Consider the following 15,903-nt stretch of genomic DNA (forward strand, 5'->3'; position numbering starts at 1 on the left):
ATGACACAGCAAGATGTTCAATTGTTTTCGCTAAGCCAGCCACAGCAACGGATTTGGTATACGGAGCTTCTGTATCCTAATCGGAACACATCAACAATTATTGCAACAGTAAAAATCAGGGGAACTGTTCGTATAGATGCCTTGCAGCAAGCAATGAACCGGGTGATTGCCCAAAATGATTCTTTCCGTATCAAGATCACTGCTCAGGATGGGATTCCATATCAATATGTAGAGCCGTTTACGGCGGAAAATATAGAAACGCTCCAAGTTGCCCCGGAAGAAGCGAATGTATGGTTAAAGCGTCATAATCCACAGCCGTTCTCATTGTTGGATTCGCAGCTGTACCGATTTGTTATCTTGCAGCTCGGAGCAGAAGAAACCTGGTTTAATTTTAAAATGCATCATATTATTTCAGATGGCGTGTCCATGAATCAGGCCATTAATGAAATCACCGGACATTATATGGATATTGTGCATGGTACAGGTCAAGATGCACCGACCAAAGGCAATCCCTATCTGGATTTTATCCAGGTAGAGCAAAGCTATGAGCAATCAGACCGTTATCAGAAGGACAAAACGTACTGGACAGAAAAGTTTGCCGATTTGCCAGAGACTACAGGTTTGAAATCATATAACCCGCTGACACTGAGCACAGCTGCACGCCGGGAGAGCTTTATACTGGAACATGAGTTGTATCGTGGTGTTACGGCTTTTTGCGAGGAACATAAAATTAGTATTTTCACGTTCTTCCTGGCGGCTCTGTATATTTATTTGCATAAAGTGACGGGAGAGCAGGACCTAACCGTGGGGACACTCTATGCCAACCGTACGTCTAAGAAGGAAAAGGATACCATCGGTATGTTCGTCAGCACCGTGGCTACGCGTCTGTTGGTCGAACCAGAATCCGAACTGCTGACCTTCCTGCAAGGTGTAGGGAAGGAGCAGGCGTCCATTTTGCGGCATCAGCGTTACCCATACAACAAAATTATTCAGGATTTGCGTGAACAGCAAAGCAGTCTGGACATTCAGCGTCTGTTTGGTGCTTCCATCCAGTATCGTACATTGAGTTTCTCCCGGTTTGATGAAGCCATTCAGCAGGTAGATAACGATTTCTGCGGAGATACGGTGAACGACTTCGATATTCACATGGTTGAAATGCTGGATGACGATAGACTCGTGCTGTACCTAGATTATCGTACCGAGCTGTTTAGTGAACAGGAAATTGCTCGAATTATTCGACAATTTTTGAGTGTGGCGGAGCATATGGTGCAGGGCCCACACAAGCGGATACAGGAATTGTCGCTGATCAGTGAGGAAGAACGGGCACAAATCGTCGACGTATTCAATGCTACTGCGGTGGAATATCCACACGAAGCAGGCATTCATGAGTTGTTTGAGGAACAGGCTGAACGTACACCGAATCAGACAGCAGTCGTGTTCGGAAATGCCCGTTTAACTTATGGCGAACTGAATGTAAAAGCAAATCGACTGGCTCACACGTTGCGCGGACACGGTGTTACCGCCGAGCAAACTGTAGGTATCGTTGCTGAGCGTTCCACGGATATGATTGTCGGCATGTTGGCGATTCTCAAAGCGGGCGGCGCATATGTGCCGATTGACCCTGATTATCCGGCTGAACGTGTCCGTTACCTGCTGGAAGATTCGGGGGCGAAGTTGCTGCTGGTGCAGCATGCAGAACAGCAACTGGAGGAATACACCGGAATCGTACTGGATCTGAGCGATGCTAAGGTGTACGGGGCAGAGAATGACCAAGGCTTGAATACCGTACATTGGGAGCAAAACGAGGCTTATCATGCGGATTATACCGATTATACTAATCTGAAAAATGAGATTTTAAATGAATCATCCTCGTCTGTCGTAGACAGCACTGCTGGAGAACAAGAACGTAAATTTGGAAACCGACTAGCTTATTTGATGTACACTTCGGGCACGACCGGACAGCCCAAAGGGGTTATGGTAGAACATCGCAATGTCGTGCGTTTGGTGAAAAGTACAAACTATGCGCAATTAGATGCTGATACACGCATTTTGCAAACTGGCGCCGTTGTCTTTGACGCGTCCACCTTCGAAATTTGGGGTGCGCTATTGAATGGTGGACAGCTCGTGCTGGTAAGTCAGGATGTCATTTTGGACGCTCCAAAGCTCAAGGAAGCCGTGCGCAACCATGGTATCACGACAATGTGGCTGACTGCGCCGCTCTTTAACCAGCTATCTCAGCAGGACTTGGAGCTGTTCGAGGGGGTACAAGAACTGCTGGTCGGTGGTGATGTGCTGTCCGTACCGCACATTAACCGGGTGCTGGAGGCTCATCCGTCCCTGCGGATCATTAACGGCTATGGGCCGACAGAAAATACAACTTTTTCTACAACTCATGCGATTGCCAGCGTGCAATTGGAAGCGGTGCCGATTGGGCGTCCGATTCACAACTCCACAGCGTATGTCGTAGACCGTTCCATGCAGCTTCAGCCTGTCGGGGCATGGGGGGAGTTGATCGTCGGCGGCGACGGGGTGGCACGTGGCTACCGGAACCGTCCGGATTTAACGGCTGAAAAGTTTGTAGACAGCCCGTTCCGCAGCGGAGAGCGCTGCTACCGCACAGGCGATTTGGTGCGCTGGAATGAGGACGGGACGTTGGAATACAAAGGACGGATTGACGCACAGGTGAAAATCCGGGGCTACCGGATTGAGTTGGGCGAGGTGGAAGCACAGCTGCTGAAGCTGGAGGCGGTGCAAGAAGCCGTCGTCATTGCACGTGAGGATGAGCAGGGGCAAAAGCAGCTCTGTGCATATGTAGTCACCCTTGCGAATATCGCGGCTAGCGAGCTGCGAAGTGCCTTGAGCCAAGAATTGCCGGGTTACATGGTACCGTCATATTTTGTGCAGTTGGAGCAATTGCCGTTGACACCAAATGGCAAAGTGGATCGTCGGGCATTGCCGCAACCAGAAGGAAGCGTGGATTCCGGTGAGGATTACGTAGCGGCACGTAATGAGGTAGAACGTACGCTAGTGTCTGTGTGGCAATCTATACTTGGTATTGAGCATATTGGTGTGCTGGATAACTTTTTCCATCTGGGGGGCGACTCGATTAAGGCCATCCAGGTGTCTTCAAGACTGCTGCAAAATGGTTACAAGCTGGAAATGAGGGAGTTGTTCCAGTATCCGACGATTGCTGAGCTGAATGGACGAGTGCAGCGGGTGAGCCGTGTTTCCGATCAAGGAGAAGTCAGTGGAAACGTGGCATTAACACCGATTCAACACTGGTTCATTGAACAGCAGCCATCCAATCCTGAACACTATAACCAGGCTCTGATGCTGCATCGTGAGGATCGATTGGATGAAACGGCGCTTCGTCAGGCACTGCAACGCATTGTCGAGCACCATGATGCTTTGCGCATCGTATTCCGCCAAAATGCGGACGGTGGGTATGAAGCATGGAACCGTGGCGTGCAAGAAGGAGAACTGTACAGCCTCGAAGTAGTTGATTTTACAAATGAGTCTGACTTTGCTCATTTGCTGGAGAACAAAGCCAGCGAAATTCAAAGCAGTATCCGTCTAGATGAAGGCCCTTTGGTGAAGCTGGGTCTGTTCCGTTGCACCGATGGAGACCATTTGTTGGTAGCGATCCACCATTTTGTGGTCGACGGCGTGTCTTGGCGTATTTTGCTAGAGGATTTGGCATCCGGTTATGAGCAGGCTTTACAGGGCGAGTCTGTCCGTTTACCCAACAAAACGGATTCCTTCCGTCTGTGGGCAGATCAGCTATCCGCTTATGCGAACAGTGGAGCGTTGGAGAATGAGCGTGCGTATTGGGAGCAGATTGAGCAAGCAGGGAAGAGTCAGGCATCCTTGCCTAAAGATTACACTCGTAAATCTCAGGCTAAGCCACAGCTTCGCGATGATCGGACACTGACAGTAGCGTGGACGGTACAAGAAACGGAACAATTCTTGAAACAAGCTCATCGCGCCTACAATACGGAAGCAAACGACCTGTTGCTGACAGCTCTGGGCACTGCAATTCAGGAGTGGGCAGGCATCCGTCAGGTGCTTGTAAATCTGGAGGGTCACGGACGGGAAGCCATTTTGCCGGATGTAGACATTACGCGTACGATCGGTTGGTTTACCAGCCAATTCCCGGTTGTACTCGATATGGGCGAGGAACAGAATGTGGGACGGCGTGTCAAGAACGTCAAAGAAGGACTGCGCCGTTTGCCGCATAAAGGGATTGGATACGGGATTTTGAGATATCTTGCTGACAGGGAAGGGGAAGCACCTTTTATCAGCGAGCCGGAAATCAGCTTTAACTATCTCGGACAATTCGATCAGGATTTAAAGAATAATGCCTTTCGCATGTCTCCTTATTCCATCGGAGCTTCCATTAGTGACACGTTAACCAAGCGGTATGCTCTGGATATCAACGGCATGATCACGGACGGTGCACTGGAGCTGACGATCAGCTACAGCAACAAAACGTTCATGAAAAAGTCAATCAAAAAGCTGGCTGATCTGCTTCAGGAGAGCTTGCGTGAGGTATTGGCTCACTGTGTGGAAAAAGAGTTGCCAGAGCTGACGCCAAGCGATTTGTCCTTCCAAGGACTGACGGCTGGAGAGCTGGATCATATTGTAGAGCAGACGGCTGTTGCGGGAGAACTGGAAAACATTTATTCGCTCACACCCATGCAAAAAGGCATCCTGTTCCACGGCTTAATGGAGCCGAAATCCGGGGCGTACTTTGAGCAGGCGACATTTGATCTGCAAGGCAGCTTTCAAGTGGAGGCTTTTGCCGAAAGCTTAAATCAACTGGTGGATCGCCATCAAATATTCAGAACTAATTTTTATAGCGGCTGGAATGAGCAGCCTTTACAGGTGGTGTACCGCCACAAACATGCCGGGTTCCGTTTTGAAGATGTGCGTTCAATGGGACAAGGAGAGCAGGACGCATACATTGCTGATTTTGCTGAGCGTGACAAAGTCGAAGGCTTTAATTTCAACTCAGGCGAGCTGATGCGGGTGTCTGTTTTGCGTACAGGCGAGGAGTCGTACCGTTTTGTATGGAGCTTCCACCATATTTTGATGGACGGCTGGTGCTTGTTCCTGGTTGTGGGGGAAGCATTTAATACGTACTTTGCCATCCTCGAAGACCGCAAGCCGGAGCTTGTCCCGATAACGCCATACAGCGAATATATTGAATGGCTGGAGCGACAGGACAACGCGGAGGCTGAACGGTTCTGGAGTGATTACTTTGCTGGTTTCGAGCAGCAGACGGTATTGCCGCAGGCAAAACAGCTGGACGGTCACGCTAAAGAATATGAAGCGGACAAGCTTTCGTTTACACTGGGCCGCGAAGTGACGGAACGGATGAACAAGCTGGTTAAGCAAAAGCAAGTGACGGTCAACACCCTTCTGCAAGCAGCATGGGGCGTTGTGCTGCAACGGTATAACAACAGTCGGGATGTTGTATTTGGCAGTGTCGTATCCGGCAGATCAGCGGATATTCCGGGCATAGACAAAATGATTGGTTTGTTCATTAATACGGTTCCTGTACGGATTCACAGTGAGAAAGATATTACGTTTGCTGCGTTAATGAAGCAGATACAGGAGCAGGCACTGGCTTCCCGTGCTTATGAAACCTATCCGTTGTATGAAATTCAGGCCCTGACAGAGCAAAAACAGGACCTGGTGAACCATATTATGGTGTTTGAAAACTACCCAGTGGAACAGCGTATGGAGCAAATGGGTAGCCGTGGTGAGAATGGTTTTACAATTACAAATGCTTCCGTATCGGAGCAAACGAACTATGATTTCAACATTACGGTTGTGCCGGGTGATGAAATTCATGTCCATTTAGAGTACAACGCGCGAGTATTGGAACGTACAGCTATAGAGCAAATCCGCGGGCATTTGCTGCATATTATTGAAGAAGCGATTAACAGACCAGATGCGCTGGTAGATGAGCTTGAGTTGGTGACTGCTTCGGAAAAAGCGAAAATCATCGACGGTTTTGGATCAGTGGGCGTATCTGCATGGAGTGATGAAAAGCAATCAGAAGGGTTGTTCCACGCCTATGTGGAAGAACAAGCGCAGCTTGTGCCGGATCACGTGGCAGTTGTATACGAGGAGCGGCAGCTTACGTATCGCGAGCTGAACGAGCGTGGGAACCAACTTGCTCGTAGATTGCGGAATGAAGGCATTGGGCGTGAATCCATTGTTGGTATTTTGAGCGAGCGCTCGGTGGACATGCTGGTCGGCGTATTGGCGGTATGGAAAGCCGGAGGTGCATATGTACCTTTAGATGCGGATTATCCGTCTGACCGTATCCGCTTTATGCTGGAGGACAGCGGCGCTACGGTGCTACTGACTCAAACAGGTATGCAGGAGCGTGCCCAAGCATGGCTGAATGAAAGCCGATGGGCTTTGGCCGAAGGAAAGGCTGAGGGTGAGCTGGAAACGGCGGTTAGCATTGAAACGATGGAAAGAGACAGCCTTAATGAGGGATTAAGCTTGAAATCAGATTCGGAGTCTGATTGCGAAGCAGCATCCGAATCCGCAGCGAACTTGCGTCTGCACACCGTACTGGCGCTGGACGATGAGTCGTTGTACACCGGGGATGCCACGGATGTGGAACATATCAATGAGCCGCAGGATCTGGCGTATGTGATCTACACGTCCGGTACAACGGGGCGTCCAAAAGGGGTCATGATTGAGCATCGCAGCTTGGTGAATACGGCTGCGGCCTATCGCCGGGATTACCGTCTGAACCAGTTCCCGGTACGCCTGTTACAACTGGCGAGCTTCTCCTTCGACGTGTTCGTCGGCGATATCGCGCGGGCGCTCTATAACGGTGGCACGATGGTCATCTGTCCGAAAGATGATCGCATTGACCCAAGCCGTCTATACGGCTGGATTCGCGACTATCAGATTACGGTGTTCGAATCAACCCCGGCCTTGATTGTACCGTTTATGCAGCATGTGCATGAACACGGGCTGGACATGAGCAGTCTGGAATTGCTGATCACCAGCTCGGATAGCTGCAGCGTGACGGATTACCGGGTGCTGCAAGAACGATTTGGCGCGGATATTCGCATTATGAACAGTTACGGCGTCACGGAAGCGGCAATCGACTCTAGTTTCTACGACGAAGAACTGTCGAAGCTGCCAAGCAGCGGCAGTGTACCGATTGGCCAGGCGTGGCTGAACGCACGCTTCTACATTGTGGACAGCCAGCTGAATCCGGTGCCGATCGGCGTACTGGGTGAGCTGTGCATTGGCGGAGCCGGGGTAGCACGAGGCTACCTGAACCGTGCCGACCTGACGGCCGAGAAATTCGTAGCGAATCCGTATGTAGCGGGTGAACGATTGTACCGCACAGGTGACTTGGCGCGGTGGATGCCAGACGGCAATGTGGACTTTATCGGCCGGATGGATTATCAGGTCAAAATCCGGGGATATCGGATCGAGCTGGGCGAGATTGAAACGGCAATCCAGCGGGTGCCGGGTGTGCGTCAAGCGGTAGTCATCGACCGGACGGACGAACGCGGACACAAGTATTTGTGCGGATACATCACGGGAGAAGCGGAGCTGCGGATCGAGGAGGTACAGGCGGAGCTGGAAGCCGGACTGCCAGCACATATGGTGCCGGCACGCTTGATGCGACTGGAGATGATCCCGCTGACGAGCAACGGCAAAATCGACCGCAAGGCCTTGCCGGAACCGGAAGGAAGCATCCATACCGGCGCAGCCTATGTGGCTCCACGTACTACGGTAGAACAGGTTTTAGCTTCAGTGTGGGCCGGGGTGCTGGGTGCCGAAACGGTAGGCACGCAGGATAACTTCTTTGAACTGGGCGGCGATTCGATCAAAGCATTGCAAGTATCATCCCGATTGCTGCAAGCAGGGTATCGACTGGACATGAAGGATTTGTTCAGCAATCCGACGGTAGCGTCACTCAGTCCTTTGCTTCGTACAGATGGCAAGATTGCCAGCCAGGAAGAGGCAGTAGGCCAGGTAGATCTGACACCTATTCAACGGTGGTTCTTCGAGCAGCAGCCGGTTGATCTGCACCACAGCAACCAGGCGATGATGCTGTATCGAGCCGGGCGCTTTGACGTCGACGCGCTGCGCCGTACGATGGAACGTATTGTCCAGCATCATGACGCATTGCGCACTGTATTCCGTGAGACGGAGCAAGGCTATGCCGCTTGGAACCGCAGTGTGATGGAAGGCGAGCTATACACGCTGGACATCGTAGATTTTAGCGGAGTTGAAGATGAATCCACCGCAGTAGAAGCCAAGGCGAGTGAAATTCAAGCGAGCATTCACTTGAGCGAGGGTCCACTTGTGAAGCTCGGTCTGTTCCATTGCGCTGGAGGCGACCATTTGCTAGTCGTGATTCATCATCTGGTTGTGGACGGTGTATCATGGCGCATTTTGCTGGAGGACTTGGCAGCCGGATATGAGCAGGCCGTTGCAGGTAAAACAGGCACAGCCATCCGATTGCCGCATAAAACAGATTCCTACCAGGTATGGGCCAAACAGCTGTCAGCCTACGCAAATAGTGTGACGATGGAGCGGGAGTTTGCATACTGGCAGCATATCGAACAGGCGGAAGCCAGCCTCGCGAAGCCTCTGCCGAAGGATTTTGCGAATGACAATGCTCTGCTTGGAGACAGCGAGGTAGTGACAGTCAGCTGGACGAAGCAGGAAACCGAGCAGCTGCTCAAACAAGCTCATCGCGCGTATAACACGGAAATGAATGACCTGCTGCTGGCCGCACTCGGCAAAGCCGTGTATGACTGGTCTGGTTCCGAACGGGTGCTGGTTAACTTGGAAGGCCACGGACGGGAAGCCGTTGTACCCGACGTGGATATTACGCGCACAGTCGGCTGGTTTACGAGCCAATTTCCGGTTGTACTGGATGGAAGTCTGGGACAAGGTGGAAATACCGCTCGGCTGATTAAACGGGTCAAGGAAGGGCTGCGTCATATTCCGCAAAAAGGCATCGGTTATGGTATTTTGCGATACCTGTCAGATATGAATGTTCTGGAGAAAGCAGGCGTGCAGTTAAAGACTCAGCCTGAGATCAGTTTTAACTATCTGGGCCAATTCGATCAGGATTATAAAGGTAACGATCTGAAGCCTTCCTCCTATTCCATTGGTGTGCCTGTTAGCACGAACGCGGCTATGGATTTTGCACTAGATATCAATGGATTAATCGAGGATGGCGAGCTGATGTTCACTATTCGCTACGGTACCACACAATTCCGGCACGAAACGATTGCACGGCTTGGAGAACTACTGGCATCCGGCTTGCGTGAGGTGATTAGCCATTGCATTGCGCAGGAAAGAACGGTGTTGACCCCAAGTGATGTCTTGTTAAAACATGTAACGCTGGACGAGCTGGAGCAATTGGTGAAAGATACACAAGATATGGGTGAACTAGAAAATGTGTATGCTTTGACGCCGATGCAAAAGGGCATGCTCTTCTTCAGTCTAATGGATGAGAGTTCGGCAGCTTATTTTGAGCAGGCAACCTTTGAATTGAATGGATGTTTTGATGTGGTTGCTTTCAGCAAAAGCTTTGATTTGCTCGTACAGCGTCATGAGGCGTTACGGACGAACTTTATCAGTTCATGGAAGGATGAACCTGTGCAGGTCGTCTTCCGTAATCGTAGCGGGCAATTATATTATGAAGACTTGCGCGGACTAGAAAAAGAGGAACGAGAAGCTTGTGTTGAAGCTTTTGTCATCGAGGATAAAGCGAAAGGATTCAATCTTGCAGAGGATGCACTCATTCGTGTCTCCATTTTGCAAACCGGGGATGAAACGTACCACTTTGTTTGGAGCTTCCATCACATTTTGATGGATGGCTGGTGCTTGTCCTTTATGACACAGGAGGTATTCGGTAGCTATCTGGCACTGCGTGCGGGTCATGAGCCAACGCTGGAGCCTGTCACGCCGTTTAGTCGATTTATTGAATGGTTGGAGCGTCAGGACCGTGAGGCAGCCTTGCAATACTGGCGTGGGTATCTGGCGGACTACGAGCAGCAAATTACGCTTCCTCAGCAAAAAACACAGCCTAAATCGATGCAAGATGGGGAATATGTTGCTGAAGATCTGGAATGTGACTTCCAGCCGGAGCTGGTGGCTCAGATCGAACGGGTGGCGAAGCAAAATCAGGTGACGGTCAACACGTTGATTCAGACCGTATGGGGCGTTCTGTTGCAAAAATATAACAACAGTTCGGATGTCGTGTTCGGTAGCGTAGTGTCTGGTCGTCCAGGCGATATTCCAGGTGTGGAGCACATGATCGGGCTATTTATTAATACGATTCCAGTGCGTGTGCAGTCTGAAGAGGGCGAAGCCTTTAACGAGCTGATGAAACGAACACAGCGGCAAGCGCTGGCGTCCAATGCCTATGATGCGTTCCCGCTGTATGAAATTCAGGCACTGACCGAGCAGAAGCAGGATTTAATCAATCATATTATGATATTTGAAAATTATCCGGTGGAGCAGCAGGTAGAGCAGCTGGGAGGCCAAGGACAGGAACCGTTCACGATTTCGAATGTGGTGGCTACAGAGCAAACCAACTACGATCTGAACGTAGCCGTTATGCCGGGAGAAGGCATAAAGATTCGCTTTATGTATAACACGCTCTGTTTTGATCGGAAAGGCATTGAGCGTCTGTATGGACATTTCACCCGTCTCTTGGAGCAAATTTCGCTCAACCCAAATGTTCGGGTTGAAGAGCTGGAATTGGTCACAGCAGCGGAAAAACAACAGATTACAGCAGCATTTAATGACACTGCTTGTGCATTTCCGTCCAAACAGACGATCCATCAGCTGTTCGAGGATCAGGTGGAGTGTACGCCAGACCAAGTGGCATTGGTGTTTGGAAATCAGAGTCTGACTTATCGGGAACTGAATGAACGGGCAAACTCATTGGCTCGAATGCTTCAAGCCCAGGGAGTAGGACCTGACAAGCTGGTGGGTCTGATGGTGCAGCGCTCCGTGGAAATGATTGTAGGTCTCCTGGCCGTTCTCAAAGCAGGTGGTGCTTATGTGCCAATCGATCCCGAATTTCCGTCCTCTCGTATTGAATACATGCTGGAAGACAGCGAGGCCGCAGTGCTTCTGACCCGTCGTGAGCTGGCAGAAGAGCACCATTGCCATGCCAATACCATGTTTCTTGAGGATGCCGCATTGTATCAGGGAGAAAGTAGCAACCTGGAGACGATTGCCCGCCCAGAGCATTTGGCTTACGTCATCTATACCTCGGGTTCGACTGGAAATCCGAAAGGAGTTATGCTCCAGCATCGCTCGGTACTCAACTTTATTACCGGGATGCGCGAAGCCATTGACTTTGAAACGAGCCAAACCATTTTGTCACTCACGACCATTTCATTCGATATTTTCGTCTTGGAAACCATCCTGCCCCTGCTGGGTGGAATGTCTGTTGTGCTTGGCGACCGCCAGCATCAGGTGAATCCGCAGGCGCTTGGTGAGTTGATTACTCAACATTCTATTGAGATGTTGCAAATGACCCCATCCCGGTTGCAAATGCTGCTGGGTCATGAAGCAGGTTCCCGTGCGCTGCGAAACGTGAAGGTCATTATGGTCGGGGGTGAAGCCCTTCCGTCCAAGGTGCTCACAGCACTGCAAGAAATAAACGGTCCCCGCATTTATAACATGTACGGACCTACAGAAACGACGGTGTGGTCGGCCGTACAGGAACTGACCCATGCTCAAGACATTAATATCGGACGTCCTATCGCGAATACCCAAATCTATATCATGAATGCGAGTAGAGAGTTGCAGCCCGTCGGTGTGCCGGGCGAGTTATGTATTGCAGGGGAAGGATTAGCCCGTGGGTATTGGAAACGTGAAGAACTGACGGCTGAGAAATTTGTAAATAATCCATTTGCTGGTGGCAAGGCAGGCCATGAGCGGATGTACCATACAGGCGATTTGGCGAGATGGACGCCGGACGGCAACATTGAATATTTGGGGCGGATGGACCATCAGGTCAAAATCCGGGGCTACCGGATCGAACTGGGCGAGATCGAATCGCAGCTGTTGCAGGTGGAGTCGGTACAAGAAGCGGTCATCATGGCCCGTGGGGACGAAACGGGCCAAACACAGCTCGTGGCGTACTACGTCGCGAGTCAAGAGCTTGGCGCCGGTGAGCTGAGACATGAGCTGGGGCGGGAATTGCCAAGCTATATGATGCCGTCGTATTTCATTCAGTTGGAGCAGATGCCGCTGACACCAAACGGTAAAACCGACCGCAAGTCCCTGCCAGCACCGGAAGGCAGCCTGCAAAGCGGAGCGGATTATGTAGAGCCGCGCACTGCACCGGAACGGGCACTCGTAGCGGTCTGGCAATCCGTCCTAGGCGTGCCAACCGTCGGAATGTTGGACAATTTCTTTGACCTGGGTGGCGATTCGATCAAGGCGATTCAAATCGTGTCGCGTGCGTTCCAGGCAGGCTACAAGCTGGACATGAAGGATTTGTTCCGCTATCCCATCGTCGCAACCCTGGCACCGCATATGCACGAGGTCAGTCGTATGGCAGATCAGGGAGAAGTGAGCGGAGAGACGGCGTTGCTTCCGATCCAGCACAGGTTCTTTGCACAGGAGCAAGTGGATGCGCATCACTTTAACCAGGCCGTTATGCTGCACCGGGAGCAGGGCTTTGACGAAGCTGCTTTGCGTCAGGCGCTTGGCAAGCTGACGGAGCACCACGATGCTCTGCGGATGGTGTTCAGCAAGACCGAGCAAGGCTATAAAGCATGGAACCGCAGAATACAGGAAGGCGAGCTGTATCACCTGGACGTGCTGGACTTTAGCAATTTGACGGATGAAGTCATGCTCAGCGCGGCAATTGAAGCGAAATCCACCGAAATTCAAAGCAGTATTCAACTGCAAGAAGGGCCGCTGTTAAAGGCTGGTTTGTTCCACTGTGCCGATGGGGATCATCTGCTGATGGTGATTCACCATTTGGTGGTGGACGGGGTATCCTGGCGTATTTTGTTTGAGGATTTGGCTACTGCCTATGAACAGGCCGTTCATCAGGAAGTGCTTCAGCTGCCGAACAAAACGGATTCCTTCCGTTCCTGGTCTGGGCGACTCTCCGCGTATGCGAATAGCACAGCCATGGAAAGTGAACACGCCTACTGGGAGCAACTGAACGCAGCCGCTTGGGCTGACCAAGTGCGTTTGCCTGAGGATCAAGCGCAGGCTGAGCCATTTATCCTAGCTGACACGGATACAGTGGTCGTCCAGCTTACGGAAGAAGAGACTGAACGGCTGTTGAAGCAAGCACACCGCGCATATAACACGGAAGTGAATGATCTGCTTCTGACTGCTTTGGGCATGATGCTGTACACATGGACCGGCCATGAACGCAGCCTGATCAACCTGGAGGGACACGGACGTGAGGATATTTTGCCGGATACGGACATTTCTCGTACGGTAGGCTGGTTTACGAGTCAATATCCGGTATTGCTGGACATCGGTCGTGATCACGCTTTGTCGGGACGCATCAAACAGGTCAAAGAGAGCCTGCGTCATATTCCGAATAAAGGAATGGGCTACGGTATATGGAGATATTTGAGTGAATCCGGCCAAACGGTTGGTCAGCAAGCAGATGCACGGCACCTTGGTCAACATCAAGCTTTTGCCGAGCCACAAGTGAGTTTCAATTACCTCGGCCAGTTTGATCAGGACTTGCAAAACAGCGATATGCGTAGGTCTCCTTACTCGATTGGATCGGTCGTTAGCGACCGGACGAAGATGAAATATGCTCTGGATGTGAGCGGAATCGTAACGAACGGCATCCTGGAACTGGGCATTCGGTATAACGGCAAAGCCTTCCGTAAGGACACGGTCCACATGCTGGCTAATCTGTTAAAATCCAACCTGCTTGAAATGATCGAGCATTGTGTCACACGGGAGCGGACCGAATTGACTCCAAGTGATGTATTGCTAAAAGGTCTGACCCTGGAGCAATTAGAAACGATTAAGGAGCAGACCAAGACGGTTGGAGAACTGGAAAATATGTATCCGTTAACCCCCATGCAAAAGGGGATGCTGTTCCATAGTCTGATGAATGCAGAAACAGGCGTGTATTTTGAACAGGCGACCTTTGATCTGGAGGGCTACTTTGAACCGTCCCTATTCGAGGAAAGTCTGAAGCTGCTGGTTAGCCGACATGCTATATTACGGACGAATTTCTACAGTGGTTGGTATGGCCAACCGTTGCAGATCGTCTATCGTCATAAAAATCCGAGCTTCCGTTATGAGGATGTCCGAGGCCGTGAGCACGTTATAGCTGAATTTGTGGCCCAGGATAAAGCTCAAAACTTTGATTTAGGCAAGGATGCGCTCATGCGCGTAACCGTCTTCCGCACGGGTGATAGCTCCTACCGTTTTGTATGGAGCTTCCATCATATTGTGATGGATGGCTGGTGCCTGTCGCTGGTGACGAATGAAGTGTTTGGTGCATATGTTGCCCTGCTGGAGCACAAGCAGCCAGAGCTCGCACCTGTCAAGCCGTATAGTGACTATATCGAATGGTTGGAAGATCAGGATGCACAGGAAGCGACCCGTTATTGGAGTAAGTATTTGGCGGGTTATGAGCAGCAAACCTTGTTGCCTGGTGAGAACGCACAAGCTTCTGTAGTCGCACGGGATGAAGAACCAGACGGAAGCGGTGCGGGTTCCCATTCCGGCTATGTTTCAGAAAAGCTGCCATTTATGTTGGGTAAAGAACGGACCGCGGCATTGAACCAAATGGCCAAGCAACAACATGTCACGATTAACACCTTGCTGCAAAGCGTGTGGGGCGTTATTTTACAGCAATACAATAATCATCAGGATGTTGTATTTGGTGGTGTGGTATCCGGTCGTCCGGCAGACATTCCAGGCGTGGAGAATATGATCGGATTGTTTATCAACACGATTCCGGTACGTATTTGCAGTGCACCGGATGCTACATTTGCTGAAGTATTGCAGCGCACACAGGAGCAGGCTTTGGCCTCTGGTGTCTATGACACGTTCCCGCTATACGATATCCAGGCACTGACTGCACAAAAACAAGACCTAATTCATCACATTATGGTCTTTGAAAACTACCCGATCGGGCAACAGATGAAGCAGGTGGGTGATTCCGGTGAGACAAGAGCACAAAATGGCTTCTCTATTGCCAATGTGGCACTTGCCGAGCAAACCAACTACGATTTCAACCTGATTGTCGTGCCTGACGAGGATATCTCCATCCTGCTTGAATACAATGCTCTGGTGTATAACCGATCTGCTATGGAGCGTATCCAGGGGCATATCGACCATGTCATCGGGCAAATTGTGGACAATCCGAATATCCGTGTGAATGAGCTGGAATTGGTAACCCCGCAAGAACAGGCACAGATCGTTCAGGTGTGGGGAAATACGACGGCAGCTTATCCGCAGGATCAAACGCTAAGTGCACTGTTCGAGCAGCAGGTAGCGAACACGCCAGAGCAAGTAGCAGTGCTGTGCGGAGCGGAATCGCTGACCTACCGTGAGTTGAATGAGCGCGCGAACCGTCTCGCACGCACCTTGCGTGCCGAAGGTATTGAACCGGATCAGCCCGTGGGCATTTTGGTTCAGCGCTCGCTGGACATGATCGTGGGTATCTACGCGATCCTCAAAGCAGGCGGAGCTTACGTGCCCATCGATCCAGAATATCCGGCGGATCGTATCCGCTTTATGCTGGAGGACTCGGAAGCGAAGCTGGTGCTGACGCAATCGCATCTGGCGGAGCAAGCATCACTGAGTTTCGACGGCAAGGTGCTGTTGCTGGATCGCGAGGACATTTACCACGAAGATGGCTCGAATCTGGAGCCACTG

Annotated in this window: 1 protein-coding gene (only partly in view); it reads left to right on the top strand. The window is 51.0% G+C overall.

All coding sequences use genetic code 11. The features are described from left to right. A protein-coding gene (locus JOE49_RS16955; RefSeq protein WP_209942036.1) for a non-ribosomal peptide synthase/polyketide synthase crosses the window boundary here: on the top strand, positions 1 to 15,903 show its start. Its footprint extends 26,355 nt past the window's final position; the window shows 15,903 of its 42,258 coding nt (coding positions 1-15,903); its start codon is at positions 1 to 3; the stop codon falls past the right edge of the window.

It is taken from the genome of Paenibacillus sp. PvR133, assembly GCF_017833155.1.
GTDB lineage: Bacteria > Bacillota > Bacilli > Paenibacillales > Paenibacillaceae > Paenibacillus > Paenibacillus polymyxa_B.